At 38.4% G+C, this 15,261-nt stretch carries 16 protein-coding genes and 1 pseudogene; 5 read left to right on the top strand and 12 right to left on the bottom strand.

What is annotated here, in order from left to right; genetic code table 11:
- From ACYQ3Q_RS27355 to ACYQ3Q_RS27320, 8 genes are all read right to left on the bottom strand, one after another.
- The gene (locus ACYQ3Q_RS27355; protein ID WP_459931564.1) at positions 1–270 is read right to left on the bottom strand and encodes a (2Fe-2S)-binding protein; all 270 of its coding nucleotides are present in this window, start codon (positions 268–270) and stop codon (positions 1–3) included.
- Positions 260–763, bottom strand: a complete 504-nt coding sequence (locus ACYQ3Q_RS27350) for a 4Fe-4S dicluster domain-containing protein (protein WP_459931563.1) — start codon at positions 761–763, stop codon at positions 260–262. Before ACYQ3Q_RS27350 ends, ACYQ3Q_RS27355 begins: the two co-directional genes overlap by 11 nt.
- Complete coding sequence (locus ACYQ3Q_RS27345) at positions 757–1,851, bottom strand: NAD(P)/FAD-dependent oxidoreductase (RefSeq protein WP_459931562.1); 1,095 nt, start codon at positions 1,849–1,851, stop codon at positions 757–759. The genes ACYQ3Q_RS27350 and ACYQ3Q_RS27345 overlap by 7 nt, the downstream gene beginning before the upstream one ends.
- Complete coding sequence (locus ACYQ3Q_RS27340) at positions 1,848–2,153, bottom strand: (2Fe-2S)-binding protein (protein WP_459931588.1); 306 nt, start codon at positions 2,151–2,153, stop codon at positions 1,848–1,850. The genes ACYQ3Q_RS27345 and ACYQ3Q_RS27340 overlap by 4 nt, the downstream gene beginning before the upstream one ends.
- A 420-nt stretch (positions 2,154–2,573) precedes the next feature.
- Entirely contained in the window at positions 2,574–4,301 is a 1,728-nt protein-coding gene (locus ACYQ3Q_RS27335) for a sigma-54 interaction domain-containing protein (RefSeq protein ID WP_459931561.1), read from the bottom strand.
- A gap of 304 nt (positions 4,302–4,605) precedes the next feature.
- Positions 4,606–5,403 (bottom strand): HesA/MoeB/ThiF family protein, encoded by a 798-nt coding sequence (locus tag ACYQ3Q_RS27330; RefSeq protein WP_459931560.1) that lies wholly within the window; start codon positions 5,401–5,403, stop codon positions 4,606–4,608.
- A 37-nt stretch (positions 5,404–5,440) separates the two neighbouring features.
- Positions 5,441–5,842: a PaaI family thioesterase gene (locus ACYQ3Q_RS27325; RefSeq protein ID WP_459931559.1), complete on the bottom strand. Its 402-nt coding sequence runs from the start codon at positions 5,840–5,842 to the stop codon at positions 5,441–5,443.
- 535 nt (positions 5,843–6,377) lie between these two features.
- Positions 6,378–6,578 (bottom strand): DUF2284 domain-containing protein, encoded by a 201-nt coding sequence (locus tag ACYQ3Q_RS27320; protein ID WP_459931558.1) that lies wholly within the window; start codon positions 6,576–6,578, stop codon positions 6,378–6,380.
- Positions 6,579–6,790: 212 nt separating this feature from the next.
- On the opposite strand from ACYQ3Q_RS27320, the gene ACYQ3Q_RS27315 reads away from it, so the two are divergent.
- On the top strand, positions 6,791–7,255 hold the full coding sequence (locus tag ACYQ3Q_RS27315) for a hypothetical protein (RefSeq protein ID WP_459931557.1): 465 nt from the start codon (positions 6,791–6,793) through the stop codon (positions 7,253–7,255).
- A 168-nt stretch (positions 7,256–7,423) separates the two neighbouring features.
- Positions 7,424–7,810, top strand: coding sequence for a hypothetical protein (locus tag ACYQ3Q_RS27310; RefSeq protein ID WP_459931556.1), 387 nt, complete (start codon positions 7,424–7,426; stop codon positions 7,808–7,810).
- Between the two features lie 296 nt (positions 7,811–8,106).
- Here the strand turns inward: ACYQ3Q_RS27310 and ACYQ3Q_RS27305 are convergent, their stop codons facing one another.
- On the bottom strand, positions 8,107–8,517 hold the full coding sequence (locus ACYQ3Q_RS27305; RefSeq protein WP_459931555.1) for a hypothetical protein: 411 nt from the start codon (positions 8,515–8,517) through the stop codon (positions 8,107–8,109).
- Between the two features lie 215 nt (positions 8,518–8,732).
- Between ACYQ3Q_RS27305 and ACYQ3Q_RS27300 the strand changes: the two are divergent.
- A pseudogene (locus ACYQ3Q_RS27300) lies at positions 8,733–9,092 on the top strand (IS4 family transposase); the annotation flags it as partial.
- A gap of 152 nt (positions 9,093–9,244) precedes the next feature.
- Here the strand turns inward: ACYQ3Q_RS27300 and ACYQ3Q_RS27295 are convergent.
- Complete coding sequence (locus ACYQ3Q_RS27295) at positions 9,245–9,430, bottom strand: hypothetical protein (protein ID WP_459927895.1); 186 nt, start codon at positions 9,428–9,430, stop codon at positions 9,245–9,247.
- Positions 9,420–10,724: an IS91 family transposase gene (locus ACYQ3Q_RS27290; protein WP_459931554.1), complete on the bottom strand. Its 1,305-nt coding sequence runs from the start codon at positions 10,722–10,724 to the stop codon at positions 9,420–9,422. The genes ACYQ3Q_RS27295 and ACYQ3Q_RS27290 overlap by 11 nt, the downstream gene beginning before the upstream one ends.
- 659 nt (positions 10,725–11,383) lie before the next feature.
- Between ACYQ3Q_RS27290 and ACYQ3Q_RS27285 the strand changes: the two genes are divergently transcribed.
- Both ACYQ3Q_RS27285 and ACYQ3Q_RS27280 read left to right on the top strand, forming a co-directional pair.
- On the top strand, positions 11,384–11,704 hold the full coding sequence (locus tag ACYQ3Q_RS27285; protein WP_459931553.1) for a hypothetical protein: 321 nt from the start codon (positions 11,384–11,386) through the stop codon (positions 11,702–11,704).
- A gap of 382 nt (positions 11,705–12,086) precedes the next feature.
- Positions 12,087–14,045 carry an ATP-dependent DNA helicase gene (locus ACYQ3Q_RS27280; RefSeq protein ID WP_459931552.1) on the top strand — a complete coding sequence of 653 codons (1,959 nt, stop codon included), beginning with the start codon at positions 12,087–12,089 and terminating at the stop codon, positions 14,043–14,045.
- Positions 14,046–14,296: 251 nt separating this feature from the next.
- Here ACYQ3Q_RS27280 and ACYQ3Q_RS27275 read toward each other — a convergent pair.
- Positions 14,297–15,261, bottom strand: a 965-nt coding sequence (locus ACYQ3Q_RS27275; RefSeq protein WP_459931551.1) for a Y-family DNA polymerase, incomplete at its 5' end; no start/stop codon positions are given.

Raw genomic sequence — 15,261 nt, 5'->3', positions numbered from 1 at the left:
TCACTCACCCCCCGCAAAGGTTCCCAGTTTCACTGGCTTCACTGGTGCACGGAAGGTAGGCATCAAAACATCTCCTACAGGAATTCCGTAAACCTTGGCTAGTTCCTGGGCAATCAACATCCGGCAGGTACGTCCCTGGCAAGGACCCATTCCTGCACGGATAACACGTTTAATCTCATCAATGGTACGGTAACCTTGGCTGATCAGTGATTTAACTTCGTCTAGGGTAATATCCTCACATCGGCAGACGATGGTTTCTTTAGCTTGCATGTCTAACCCCTCCCAAACGAATACCTCGTACATCCATAACCAGATCTTTGGGTACGACCAACCAAATAGTATAGGTCTTATTTTTCTGACCACCCGACTGAACTTTATTAACTTCAAAGCTGCCGAGTTCTTCACCGGCCCTATTTAAACCAACCACTTTTTCACCAACTTGAGGAACTGGAGCATATTCATAAGGAATCCTAACAATGGCTTCTTTATCGTCATAGGAAGCGTCCACGATGAAGATGGCCAGTCCTGGGCAACGGCTAAGGCAAACACCACAGCCGTTACAGTTATCAAAGTCTAGTTTCGGCAGGTTATTTATATCCTCCATCGGTTGAATTGCCCCTTGCTTGCAGGCTTCCGTGCAGGGATTGCACGGAATCTCCTGGAAGCATTCGATGATGGCTACGGGACCTTTTTTAAGTCGTTCTTCGGAAGGAAAAACAGTTTTTATGTCCTCAGCTGTTGGAACTCCAGTCTTGTTTAGCATGCCGCTCCCCCCTTGTCCATTAGTTTCAGTATCCCCTTCACTGTCTTTTGTCCTGCAGGCCCGGCGCGAAGTTCACTTAACTCTGCCAAGGCATCCGCTTGAAGCTTCGGTGCAACATCCTTGCCATACCCCAGACTGTAGGCAGCGCAAATACCAGCTAAACGACCTTCTACCATAGCTGAACTAGCTTCTTCAACTCCACTCACGTCCCCGGCGACATAAAGTCCCAGACGGGTCGTTTCCAGATACTTATTTCTAAGCGGCACATGTCCAGAAAGCTCTGGAACATACTTCATCAGGCAGTCCGCTTGGAAACATAGCTCGGTGAGCGGGCTTAAACCTACGGCTAGACAGATGACATCCACTTTAAGATCTTGTTCAGTCCCAGGAATCGGCTGCCACTTCTCGTCGAGCTTACAGATAATGGCCCCTTCAACGCTATCCTGACCGTAAGCTTCGGTAATAGTATGAGAGGTTAAAATAGGGACTCCAGCCCGTCGAATCTTGGCAGCATGCACCAGATAACCGCCAATAGTTGGCGAAGCTTCAATAATCCCAGCGACTTCTACCCCTGCCTGCATTAATTGGTAAGAGACTATTAGTCCAATATTACCGGCACCAATCATGAGCACCCGTTGTCCAGGGACAATACCATGCACATTCATCAAAGTTTGTACTGCACCGGCACCATAAATACCGGGCAAATCATTATTAGGAAAAGCAATCATTTTTTCGGAAGCGCCTGTGGCTACTATAATTTTCTCCGGATTGATTTTAAGGTGTTTACCTTGTCCTTCAGCGGTGACCACACAGTCTTCATAAATTCCCAGAGCGGTTGTCTCGGTCCACACTTCAACCTTTGGGTTATTTGTACATTGCTCAATTAGTAAATTGCCAATCTGGTAACCCCGGTCACCAGCATACTGTTTTTTTGAACCGAAGAATTTATGGGTCTGCTTGACCAATTGACCGCCGGGTTTATCGTCCCGTTCTAAAACCAGCACGCTGGCACCTAAATCAGCAGCCGCAGAGGCAGCACTCAGACCGGCTGGTCCGCCACCTATGATGAGGATCTCTATCTCTTTCACCTTAGGCACCCCTTTCCTTGCTGAGTTTCTACCCTCATGCCGGACTTCAGTTTTTCCACACAGATTCTGACATTAGGTTCGCCGTCAACAACCATTAGGCAGGAAGAACAATTTCCGATAGCACAAAACAGACCTCGCGGACGGTGCATGGTTTGGCTGTGGCCCAAAACTCTAACCCCTACAGCATGCAAAGCCGCTGCAATGGTCTCACCTTCAAAGCCCTTAAGTTCCTGCCCGTCGAAGGAGAAGGTAATCTCTTCTCCACGTTGAAAGTCTAAAATTGGATGCTCGGTGATTCGCATTAAATTCACTCTCCCAGTTATGTAAGTATCTTTATCCAGCATAGTAGGGTAATCCATTAAGACCCTATCCATAACTAGAATTGCAATTTCCATTCCAAATTTTAAGTAAAGATTGCTTTAAGTACAAAGAAATCAATTGTCCTTGCCTAAAGAGAAGATCGACTGTTTGTTTGTTGAATAAGTGGGAAAATCTAGGACGCGGGCACAAGATTTCTTAATGAAATTGGGTTTTGCAAAGTCATTAAACCTGCGAACTAGAAGTTGTCTCTTAAAAGTAACGAAAAAAACTCCCCACAGGGAGTTTTATTTTTTCATAATAGGCACTGTATCCGTCATCTGGCAACGATTAATGTGTACAAATAACCGACACCTGTCTAAGTAGTCGACGCTTTAATAGTGGCCAAATGATGAATGAGGTGTTTATTTTATATTGAATTTCTTCATTTTATAGTATAATGTGCTGCGCGGAACCCCTAATTTTCTGGCTGCTTTTGATTTATCCCCACTACAGTCTTCCAGGGTTTGAAGAATAATTTCCCGTTCTGCACGGTCTGTGATGTCTGTGAGAGTAGAATCTGGGTCAGAGATCGCTTGAATATATTTTTGAAAGCCTATTGTTTCTGGTAGGTGATCCTCCATAATCAAATCCTCCTCAGCTAGGATGACCATGCGTTCCACCACATTTCTCAGTTCCCGAACATTTCCCGGCCAGAGGTAATTGAGCAGGGACGGCATCACTTCTGGAGAAATCTGAACAAGATCACGACCTTGTTGCAAACAGAATTCGCGGATAAAAAGATAAACCAGATCCAGAATATCCTCTTTACGCTGGCGTAAGGGAGGAATTTCTATGCCTACGACATTTATCCGGTAATAGAGGTCTTTCCGGAAAGTACCTTCGCGAATCATTTGTTCTAAGTCTCGATGAGTGGCAGCTATGACACGCACATCCACTTCCACTAGGTCATTGCCTCCGACCCTATAAAAACACTTATTTTGGAGGACCCGGAGAAGCTTTACCTGCATCTCAAGCGGCATTTCCCCGATTTCATCGAGAAAAACCGTTCCCCTGTGGGCGGCTTCAAATTTACCCTGTCGCCCTTGACGATCGGCCCCAGTAAAGGCGCCAGGCTGATAACCAAATAACTCGCTTTCAAAAAGAGATACAGGAATAGCCCCACAGTTAATAACGACAAAGGGATTGTTATGTCGAGAACTTTCCTCATGAATAGCCTCCGCAAACAGTTCTTTTCCGGTACCACTCTCACCACGAATCATCACAGCTGCATTTGTATTAGCCACCCGTCGAGCTAAACTGACTGTTTTCAGAAGTCCTTTGCTATGTCCGACAATCTTTCCAAAGGCGCTATCTGGGCGGTGTATCTTGGTGATCTCCTTCTTGAGCTGTCGTACTTCTGAACTCGCTTTGGACAGTTCATTGTGCAAAAGAACGATTTCCGTAATGTCTTTTTCTGCGCAGACGCTACCTATGACCTCATCCCCGCTGGTAATGGACGAGGCATTGATCAAAACATGAGTTCCGGGAAGTGGTTGATGATAATTTTCACGAATTATTTTCTTTTTCGGCAAATCTGTATTAATAACATGGGTAACGACTAGACTGGAAAAGAAATTCTGGATATCTTTCCCTACAATAGTTTTCCCAGCAATCCCATAAAGATCTTCCGCTTTTTTATTCCAACCGATCACCGTATTGGTTTGATCGATGACCGTGACTGCATCATTGACAGTATCCATAAGAATCGACATAGAACTGCCCAACCGTCTGATTTCCTCCCACATTAATGTAGGCAACATAGACGGATCAATAATCCCCTGGGGAACTTTCCCCTGATCCAGAAGGACCGCTATTTCTCCCGGATGGAATTTGATAGCGTCCATCAACTCCTGAAAGGTTCCTGAAAGTGGGAACGAAAAACCCACCAGCGTCCGTTCGAGACCCTGACCCGCCTTCAAGGGAAATATCACCTGCCAGGCTTCAGCATTATCCGATTGAAGTAACGCAACCGGTTTAGGTTTCATTTTAACATATATTTCCTGCCACTTCGCAGCAGATTCAATCGTTGTCACTGGTTTAATCATTACATCTTCCAGTTTCCAAACATCACTGAAAGCTCTAAACAACACTTTACCCCCATCCTAGCAGTTCTATCATTTACCTAACATTATCTAACATTTTACAAATCTTCAGCCAATCATGAGACTCCTGCTATTCGTGGGAGTCTACCCCGTACTCTACATTGAAATCTAGAATATTCCTTTGATATTGGGGCTTATGTTTTTCATTCTTTAGTTTAAAAAAAGTGCAATTGAATCTTTACTTTCAATTGCACTTAATTATAACATTTTTACGAGTTTTATACTGCCCTAGTTTTAAAAAAACGAATTACAACAACTAGATTCGCATATCGATGAAAATATCTTTTCTCCATCAAACATGGGGTTCATAATCGACCAGATTTTTTAGGATCGGCATCTGCCCACATACTTGGCAATTTGTCCGAGTTGTGATCTCTATTTTTCTAAAGTCCATATCCAAAGCATCAAATACTAACAATTTTCCAGTTAAGAGTTCTCCGATCCCCAGTAGATATTTGATAGCCTCTGTTGCCTGAATACTACCGATGATCCCTGGAATAACACCTAGTACGCCTTTCTCTTCACTAGTAGGTAATGCTTTAGCTGGGGGGGGATTTAAGAATACACATCGGTAGCAAGGGCCACGGCCCGGAACATAGGTCATCGTCTGTCCGCTAAATTGCATGATTCCCCCATGAGAAAAAGGCTTTTGTAAAAGTACACAGGCATCGTTGATTAGAAATTTTGCTGAGAAATTATCCGTGGCATCGATCACGAAATCATAGTCTCTATCCCTAATAATATCCGCTATATTAGCTGAACTAACCCATTCTTGATATGTGACAACATCCACGTCCAAGTTCAACTCTTCGATGGTTTCTTTTCCCGATCTGACTTTAGGTCTTCCAATATCTTTATTAGAGTGGATGATTTGACGCTGTAGATTGGATAACTCAACAACATCTGGATCGACTAACCCGATTGTTCCTATCCCCGCAGCCGCAAGATACAAAGCAACCGGTGAACCGAGCCCCCCCGTACCAATTATAAGTACCTTTGAGTTTAACAATTCTAATTGCCCTTGAGCGCCTACTTCTTTTAAGATAATGTGTCTCGCGTATCTTTCTCGTTGCTCTTTTGTCAATTCCATGTCTCTGCTACTCCCCCTCACCCAGGATGACCTCTTATTAACCTAATATCTGATCGTTCTTTCTATATGCCATACCAGTAAACCTAGCAATAGCTTCCATATTTTCATCAAATATATCCACATTATAATTAGCGATTTTCTTATTTGCTGAGATTTCTTTTGCTTCAGCAGTTAGCATTCTTCCTTTGGGCGGTTGGAAATACGATATATTCGCATTAATCCCTAAAGATACTTGTCCATACGAATTAGAGGCAGCAGCAAATGCAAAATCCGCTAACGTGAATATTACTCCGCCTTGGACAATATTTGCAGCATTTAAATGCCTTTCTGTAATCTCGATGTTAGCTTTTGCGTAACCTGGCTTCACATCAACTAGTTTTATACCTATAAAAGCCGCAAATCTATCTTTTTCAAAATAGCTCATAATGTCATTACTCATAAGTCCTGGTTTCAAAATACTGAATATTACTACACAAACCTATACAATTCAGCATTTTCACTTTGTCGACTAAACAAAGCGGTAGCATCACAGGATTCAGCTACTTAGGTCAATACTCTCGTATTAAACATCCATATCGCCTTAATTAAGCGCATCAATTAAGTACAACAGATGTGCGACGGTTAGTCAGCCCCTAAAACAACTCCGCACAAGCCTTTCAACTAAGTGTACAAGTGCAGTGGTTTATTTTAAAGTTAACGTTAAGCGATCCCTAGCAGTTCTTTCCTACGAACTAACCATAAACCAGGAGTATTCACTTCCTTTCGTTTCTTAAATAATTTAGTGATTTGACGAGTAATCTCGCTCCATTGTATGCACAACAGAATTGTATAGTAATATTGATATTTATATAGTTATTCGGCAACTGTTGTTACCTCCCATAACACTTACTATTGCAGTACCCTATACTCCGTACTGTCCATATTAACAAGAAATCGCATAATTGTGCCTATACAAACTTGCCCATCCATATATCTTAGAAAAATATCATACTAAAATAGGTTATGGCATTGGCGCCGTTGTTGTATTTGATATTGCAGAGAGGTGCTTGCTGAATAACCATAATCCCAAAGCTCTCAGTCGCGGGAAACATGCGGTTCGGAAATCTACATGGTTTTTCTGGATAAGTACATTTTTCGCATAGGTTACATCCTTCAGTTCTACATTTTTCGCTCAACTCCTTCCAGGAGATCGTAAATAATCCAATATAAAACAAAAGGCCAGACTGTCCAATTAAAGACGACCTGTCTCAATTACGGTCACCCCCATCCCACTATTCCCCCCTGATTATACGTAATTAGCGGATAAATTTTATTAGTATAATAAAGGATTTTGGAGTTTTTTGTGGAAAAATAAGGCAATGATTAGTAATACTGGAGGGATATAAAGATGCCAATTTCACGAAAAGCTTTTTATTATGGAGCGGTTCTATTTGAAATTGCCGAGGATGAACATTTCACCTCTATAAACAAGATACCTAATGTTACGTCGTCTAGTGCTTATCAATTGAATAATAACAAGGGCATCTACATTAAGCACACTGAAACAAATCAAGAAGGAAATCAAGGAGGAACTTATTGGAAATTTACCTTTTCCCCTGAGCATCAAGACGTTATACGGAAAATGTTCGCTATATACGGTGAAAAAACATTTATAATCTTTGTATGTGAAGACCAAGGATTTTGCATAGTAGATTTTGGAGTTTTTGCTACATGCCTAGACTTTAATCATCGAGAAAGCGAATGGATAGAAATCTTTCGACCGGATGGAGGAAGCTTTAAAATTAGAGGAGCACAGGGTGACCACCCTCGTTCAATTCCCCTTAAGGCGTTTCCACGTAAATTATTTGAATAGTGATTAAGTAATGCCACAGTTAATTTTTTCATATCCTCATTACCAGACTCAAAGAGCAAATAAAAGTATTTTATTCCTAGCTGACAAAAATTCTATGTACTGTATTAGAAGTAGAATATTTAATTAGAAGACACCTTCTTAGAGAATAAACGGGAGGATTTGGAATTTATGAGCGAAGAGAGCAAGGATAAAATACTTTTAGGGAAGATGTTGGACAAAGTTCTAGAAATATCCAAAGTCTCTTATGAACAAGAAAATGACAGAAGTAAGCAACTATTAACTAAGTCTGATTATTTGATTAAGTATATATCGTCTATAACAATATTTGTTAACATTTTTCTTCCACTAGCATTTGCTAATAAAATAATTAGCTTGAAAATACTCATACTTATGTATGTTTTAATTTCTATTCCTCTCATTTTCAGCTTATTTTATTCAGTTAGAGTGCAAATTTTAAAGCCAGGTAAATTCTTTCCTACCGGAAAGAGAGTTCTTGAAGAAATCAAGCAATGGATTGATATTCATTACAATTGCGACGGCTACATTCAGCTCTAGGCTATAAATTGCCGCTTTTCTATGAGATTTCTAGAATACAACCATTTAAAGTGTCCGCATAACTCAATATGGCATAAGTGTTGCTATATTTGCAAGAAAGGCCTACGCCTGTAAAATCGGCGCAACATTCTTTCCCATTTCGAAATCGCTCAACAAACCACTAACAAGCTTTTAGTGCATCTAGAGATGTTTTGACAATTCTCTAGATGCACTAAAGTGTTTCAAGCTAATTTCTTACTAAATTCCTTATTGAGTAATACAGTTATATTTTTAAATCACTTAGAATTGATAACCCTCTACGATCTCCACATTTCTATGTTTGGAAAGATAAGCCACTTTCCAAGTATGTTGAAAAACCAAATTTTTATTCCTCCACCACTTAAGTACACATTTTTTGAATTAGAATTCACCGCTGTTGCCCAACTGTTCTGCAATGAAACAGTTGCTTGGAAGAAATGATTATTGAGGGTTGAAAAGCGGAGGTATTGGAAATCGCCCTCCTTGTTTGCCCTTTCTTGGATTGATTCAGGGGATAAAATCACTATATTAGCAACTTCTAATTGGGGTACAACTTCAGGGGCAATATTCTCTGACGAAAGAATAATATTCTCATTTGGGTTCATGTTATAGATGTCCGGTAACTTCTTTTCTGTGATAGCAATATCCAAAGTGCGATTTACCATTATTCTTTGGGATTTTGTTGACATATTAGGTAAGGTAGTCAAAATACCTATTAGAAATATTCAGTAGCGTTGCATAAAGCTTTTACGCAAAAGTCAAATTCTATGTTACAAAGAAAACCAACGGAAAATGGCGTAAACTGCAGATATCCCTGATTATTCCTGTCAAAACCATAAAAAAAGCCTTATAATTAGAGTTAGGGTAGTTCTTGCCCAAATCTCTAATCATAAGGAGATAAAAAATGCAAGGCAAGAATACTACAAAATCCACATTTATGCAACTGTTTCAACCGGTTTTTTCTAAAAATATTTGGACTAAAATTCATCAAGAAGTTCCAGACCTTGATAAGCGAGTCCAAAAACTTAAAACAAACCAACTCGCGTTACTTATCAGTAATGCTCAACTCCAAGAATTTAAAGCTTTACGAAAAATCAGTGCCAGTGTTCAAAGTAATGACTTCAGTCGTACCATTGGCTTAGAAAGCATTAGTCATAGTCAAATTTCACGAAGACTTAGAACTCTTCCTGTTAGAGTCTCGGAAATGCTTTTTAAAAACCTATTAAACGAAGTAGCTCTAAATTTGGGGACGCAAAAAGCAAAGTAACATCGTTAATTACTTTTAATAAACTTCCAGTTGTATAGCCAAAAAAGAACAGACCTCTTCCTTGAGAACAATTACGTATTAGACCCGTAGGATATAAATCCTTACAAGTAAATAGATAAGAAAAACCGAGGCTGCGGCCTCGGTCCTTTTTATTGTTCTTGGATATCCGAAATTTTGTATTCATAACCGTGGAGTCCCCTATAATACTCTGGGTACATATCCCCTCCACATTTCTCACAGTTAAACTGCGGAGGAACGGTTGGATCACCATCATCCATAGCATCAAAATTCCTTACGACTTCTAACGGTATTTTCTCTTGCTCATTACACTGCAAACAAATGTAATTGACAGAACTGTTCTCGATCGGCATTCTTCTCTGGTTTTGTGAATTCTTCTTTTTGTTGGGTTTTCGTTGTTTTGATACCGGTGATATTGTAAATCATCCTTTCCAGGCAAGCTCTTGCTACCTCATCACTTGCATACTTTATTGCCAATTGTCCATCTTTTAGGCAGACTTCTCCCTTGTACTCATAATAACACTGACAATGCGGACATACCATTGGATCTTTTCCTGTCTGCTCTTTTATCCGTTGCTCCCATTTTCTTCGTTTTACTATCTTTTTAACCTTTACGATCCATCGTCTTACTTCTTTTTGCCAGACTGAGATTAGTTTTTTACAACGTGCTTTGATTCTTCGGGAATACACACCATAATAACGGATTGTTTTAAATTGCTCATCCGGAATGTGTACGATTAATCGTTTTATAAACTCTTCAACTGTTAGTGTCTCCCGTTTCTCTTGTCCATCTTTTTTGTCATGATATCGATAGGTTACATATTGGCCGTCATATGCCTCGATCCGATGTAACGCTATTGCGGGTCGACGAATATAACGACCGATATATCCTAATTGAACTTTCACATTTCCCTTTTGCTTCGGAGCATAAACATAAAAGCCTTCTCCATTGGCTGAATAGGCTTTCTGTAAAAGATGTTGGATCTTCTTCTTTTCTGCAACGTTTAAATTGCTGCGAATTAGCTTCAAAACTACGGTCTGCCATTGTTTACGCAACATTGGAAAAGGTATATAGTCGTATACCTTCCACTCCCCATTTTTCTTCATTCCGCCCATGCTTACTAGCATATGAACATGAGGATTAAAGTTCATCTGAGCCCCAAACGTATGTAGCCCCGCTATGATTCCTGGCGTTATTTTAAATTTCTTCTTAAACCACTCTTGAATTATCCCGACCGCCTCATCCATAAGAGGTTTAAGTAACTGTCGATGCCTCTGAAATATTTCTCTTAATCCTTCATCTATCGTAAACACGACATGTCGATGATTTACCTGAAGAACGTCTTCTGCCATCATTCGGCTCCATTCCTCAGTTTCACCACTTGAACACGTTGTGCAAAATCTTCCTTTACAACGGTACGGAACGATCCGTAGATCATGGCAGCCTTCGCAAACTAATAGCTTAAACCCATTTTTGGGATTGCCACAATTCCGGAATTTCTCGACTTCTTTAATAACAATTGCTCTTATACGATCTCCGTACTTTTCGACAAATCTATCCCAGTGTCTCTCGTCGTCAAAAAAAATCTGCCTCAAAATGTTATTTTCCATGACTTCATCATACCAAATTCGCAAGTAAAGGGGTACCCTCAAAACTTATACTTTCTGATACGTCAAGAAATAGACACAGAGATACTGTGTTTTTTTATTTGCCTTATTGCCTCATAAAAGACAATAAAAAAAGTGCCTCTAAATTGTTACAGCACTTATACCGGAAATATAAAGTGTTGTAAGGTCAAATTCTTATATTCATCACCATCCTTTCAGGGAAATTAAGGATAACCTAAAAACGGGTAAATCATCCCGCTCAATAATAATACACCTTGTGGGTTTTAATGTCAAATAATTTTGTGAGTATTTTTAGAAAATTCATTACTCTAGTAATGAGCAACTGTCGGAGCCATAAAGTATCGATGCTGACCCCCTATAATGAAAGAACCGAAGATTGACCTTCAGTTCGAGAACTTTCTAAATTTATTATAGCAGAAATATCTGCCAATTCCCCACAGTACTCTTGCAATTTTAATAGGTTTCTGTTTAATCAAAGCGAAAGAAAAGATCCCCCTACCAAATTTATCCGTATTAAAGAAGGATTTTCCTATATATCCATTGAACTTCTTATATTGAAAGGGTGCTATTTCCATTAAGTACACTGGTAACACTGGTGTTCGAGTCAAAAATTTGTTTACTTTATGAATGGAGTTTTTTAAATGGTTAGAATAAAAATTTGTTCAGTTCAAGTACTTGAAAATAGAGATCTGAATTTTAAATATTATTATCCTAAAAAAAATTATTTTCAAAATGAAGATGAGAAAATTCTACTTCCTTTCAGTGATGGAATATGTAAAATGTTAAGCAATTATTCAGACATTATTTCTGAAGAATTTATTTTCACTGCGTATTTAGATAATAGAAAAATATCAATGGAAGTCGATTCGCTAATAAACAAAAGACTTAACCAACAAGACAGACAATTTTTAGCAGATTCATCTGCCAAGATATTAAATGTAATAGCGAAATATTATAAATGATTTTGGGTAGCTGAGAGCCATGAACCCGTTCTTTAATACATAACCTACCAAAGCTGTACATTTTATTCGTTAGCTTTCATCAATGCTGCCCCCTATAAATAAAAGAACTGAAAGATTGACCTTCAGTGCGAGAATTCCAAATTTTAATGCCAGTTCGCCCATCCTACTATATATAGTATTTAACAAAAGAGTTTAACACAATATATAGTTGACAGAACTTGTGTTCTCTGTATAATATAAATATGGATACAATAACCATTTGACATGAAAGGAAGATGAGGATATCTGAGTAATTTTTAATAAAAGCTCCTATTCTCTAAGTCACCCTGTTTAGTGATAAACTTTATTTTTCATGATCACACACTTAGATTTAGGAGGAATTATGATTCAATTAAGAACTCCAATTGATAATAGTTTATTCTTCCAAAGCATTTTACCGAAATACGGTAAAAACAGGAGAGAATCTCAGATTGAACTCTCAGATGAGATAAAAAAAGCTTACGACAAAAATTATAAATTTGTTGCTGAGGCTGAGGTAGGTACAGGAAAATCTTATGCTTATTTAGTCCCAACCCTAAATCAAATATCCCGAACTGGTAAACCATTCTTAATATCAACTGGTACAATTGTTTTGCAAGATCAGTTATTCACTAAAGACATACCCGAATTGAGTAAGTGCCTTATTAAGGAAAAACTCATTAGCAAACCATTACAATCAATACTAGGAAAAGGAAAAGAACACTATATTTGCGAAAAAAGAATAGTATCATATTCTGAATATCTTTTAAAAAACAAAGATGAGCAATTATCTGCTGAACTTGATAAAATAATAAACGATTATGAAAGCGGATTGTTTGATGAAAGAGACTTTCCTTCACTTACTAGTAAAGTTTGGAAAAAAATTAATGTTTCATATTGTACTAGATCATGCACTGAAAGATACTGTAAATATAAGTTATTCAAACTCGAAAGAGAATCTTTTAACTATGATTTTCTAATATGTAACCATCAGTTCTTATTAGCTAATTTAAATAACCCCGATTATATTAAGAATTTTTCTGGAGTACTTATAGATGAAGCACACAACTTCGAAACTGCAGCATATTCAATTTTAGGTGACAATAAATCAGCTAAGGATTTTATCCAATGTATAAATAAAGTAAGGCTTAAAGTGAACTATTCCGTTAATTATGTTATAACACTGATAAAGGCCTTTTATCATGAAATAGAAAGGAATACAATCATTCCTCAAAATAAAGAAATTGACTGGAAATATAAAGTAGTTATTAACGATAAAATTTATCGGTTGGCATTGGAGCTTTCTGACAAACTGGAAAATATACAACTTTCAGTTACAAATTTTGCTTTTGACCTCAAAAAGAGAGAAGATAGACTTGGCAATGAATTGGAAAGCTTGTCATCTTTTGTAGAGGCGGTAATAAACAATCAAAGCAAGATATTCTGGGTACAATTTGAAAAACCAATGCTTCCGAGATTATTTTATATTCCATGTAATGTAGATGAGATACTGTATAATAGAGTCTTATCCCATACAAACCTTCCTGTAGTATTTAGTTCCGCAACAATGTCTACTTCTAATGAACTAGAAGGTTTTGATTATTTTATTAGTAGTTTAGGTATTGATAGCGTAATGAAACGTTGTTATTTAGATCCGGTTAGTAAAAAATCTCCCTATGATTTCCACGATCAAGCAGCTATTTATATTGAAGAAGATTTAAAATTTGTCAGTAGGAATAATGCCCTTTTTGAGGATTATTTAAAAGCTAAAGCAGATAGAATATACGACATAATTAAAGCTACTAATGGTAAATCTCTAGTGCTTTTTACATCCTATGAGGTTATGGATTTGACTCACAACTATATAGCAGATAAGATTCTGAAAGACTTAGGAATTTCAAGTTATAAACAGGGCCAAGGATCAAACTATTATAATTTAAAGAAATTTGAAAACAACATAAATTCCTGCCTATTTGCAACAGGTAGCTTTTGGGAAGGTATAGATATTAAAGGTTCTTCCCTATCCTGTGTTATTATCGATAAATTGCCCTTTCCGGTAAAAGATCCAATTATCGACTACAAGATTGAAAAACTTGGTGCGGAAAGATCGGAAATATTAACGTCAGAAATGATTCTACGGCTTAAACAAGGCACTGGCAGATTGATAAGAGATGAAAAAGACAAGGGTGTCGTTGTAATAATGGACAGTCGTGCTTTAGAATCAAAATACTTTGATATTATTACAAATGCTTTGCCAAATTACCGTAAAATTTACACTATCCAAGAAATTCGAATTTTTCTAAATCCACACATCGCCGCATAGTTAAGTCCATATACCCTACTTGCATATTTTTAAAGCCTTGGAAGCAATCAATTCTAAGGCTTTAAAATTGCAATATTACTTAGGATTTGCAGATTACTTATGTTGCTTGTATTCACTTTGAGCTTAAATGGAGTTCTGCATTCTATGTCATTGTCTGCTTGCCATCTCATATCCATTATGATTTGTACAATAAAACCTGCCAGAACATACGCAACATAAAAACTCATCCATTCTCTCCCTGATTCAGGCAGTTACAACAGACTAGACATCATCGGATATTCCTCATCATCCATCGTCCCTCCACTGCTGAAGCGAACTCCACTATTTAGAAAGGATGATCTAAACACTGAACCATTCCCATACCTCTGGCGTATTGAGTCTACGGTTCGATCAACGGCTCTCTGCTTCTCGTAATCCTTCTCAAATAGAGCTAACTGATAAAAGTCATTTTGACATAGCTCAGAGACCCGAACTCCTAGATGTCGGACAGGTTCACCTTTCCAAAGCTCATCAAAGAGCTCACAAGCAATTTCATGTATTGCGTTGGTACAATCGATGGCAGAGAAGATCTTCCTTTGGTGGGAGCAGTTATAAAACTCATTTGTTCTCAATGAAACAGATACCAACCTTGCACAATATCCTGCTTGCCGTAACCTTGCTGCTACTGTCTCGGTCAATGATAACAAGACCAAATGTGCAGTCCTTCTATCCTCAACATCAAAAGCAATGGTTGTAGAGTTGCCGATCCCTTTAATCAATGGTCTGCGATTTTCTCTCACTGGATTGCCTTCAATTCCATTTGCGTAATTCCAGACCAACATGCCGTGGCTCATTAGAAACAGCTTTATGAGCTTCGGGTCATAATTAGCTAGATCACCTATAGTATTAATTGCTCTGCACCGTAATTTCTTCGCAGTTGCTCTCCCGACCATAAACAACTCTTCAATCGGCAGAACCCACATTTTCTCTGCAATCTCATTAGGGAATATTGTATGAACCTTATCAGGCTTCTTTAATTCCGATGCCATCTTCGCCAGGATTTTGTTAGAAGAGATACCGATGTTGACGGTGAATCCAAGTTCTTCTTTTATGCGGTTTTTTATCAGGTACGCAGTTTCTACAGGGTCTTTATAGAGTAGGCCCATGTTGCTAAAGTCCATAAAATACTCATCAATAGAATACTGCTCTATCAAAGGTGAATACTCACGGAGAATAT

This window comes from Desulfosporosinus burensis, assembly GCF_054657535.1.
The sequence above is the reverse complement of the archived record's forward strand: the minus strand, read 5'-3'. Positions and strand labels throughout refer to the sequence as shown.

Bases quoted from the DNA above. Each gene is read 5' to 3' on its own strand.
- ACYQ3Q_RS27280 (WP_459931552.1), top strand. From the start codon at position 12,087: ATGATTCAATTAAGAACTCCAATTGATAATAGTTTATTCTTCCAAAGC.
- ACYQ3Q_RS27355 (WP_459931564.1), bottom strand. From the start codon at position 270: ATGCAAGCTAAAGAAACCATCGTCTGCCGATGTGAGGATATTACCCTA.
- ACYQ3Q_RS27285 (WP_459931553.1), top strand. From the start codon at position 11,384: ATGGTTAGAATAAAAATTTGTTCAGTTCAAGTACTTGAAAATAGAGAT.
- ACYQ3Q_RS27290 (WP_459931554.1), bottom strand. From the start codon at position 10,724: ATGGAAAATAACATTTTGAGGCAGATTTTTTTTGACGACGAGAGACAC.
- ACYQ3Q_RS27340 (WP_459931588.1), bottom strand. From the start codon at position 2,153: ATGCGAATCACCGAGCATCCAATTTTAGACTTTCAACGTGGAGAAGAG.
- ACYQ3Q_RS27315 (WP_459931557.1), top strand. From the start codon at position 6,791: ATGCCAATTTCACGAAAAGCTTTTTATTATGGAGCGGTTCTATTTGAA.
- ACYQ3Q_RS27325 (WP_459931559.1), bottom strand. From the start codon at position 5,842: ATGAGTAATGACATTATGAGCTATTTTGAAAAAGATAGATTTGCGGCT.
- ACYQ3Q_RS27305 (WP_459931555.1), bottom strand. From the start codon at position 8,517: ATGTCAACAAAATCCCAAAGAATAATGGTAAATCGCACTTTGGATATT.
- ACYQ3Q_RS27330 (WP_459931560.1), bottom strand. From the start codon at position 5,403: ATGGAATTGACAAAAGAGCAACGAGAAAGATACGCGAGACACATTATC.
- ACYQ3Q_RS27310 (WP_459931556.1), top strand. From the start codon at position 7,424: ATGAGCGAAGAGAGCAAGGATAAAATACTTTTAGGGAAGATGTTGGAC.
- ACYQ3Q_RS27350 (WP_459931563.1), bottom strand. From the start codon at position 763: ATGCTAAACAAGACTGGAGTTCCAACAGCTGAGGACATAAAAACTGTT.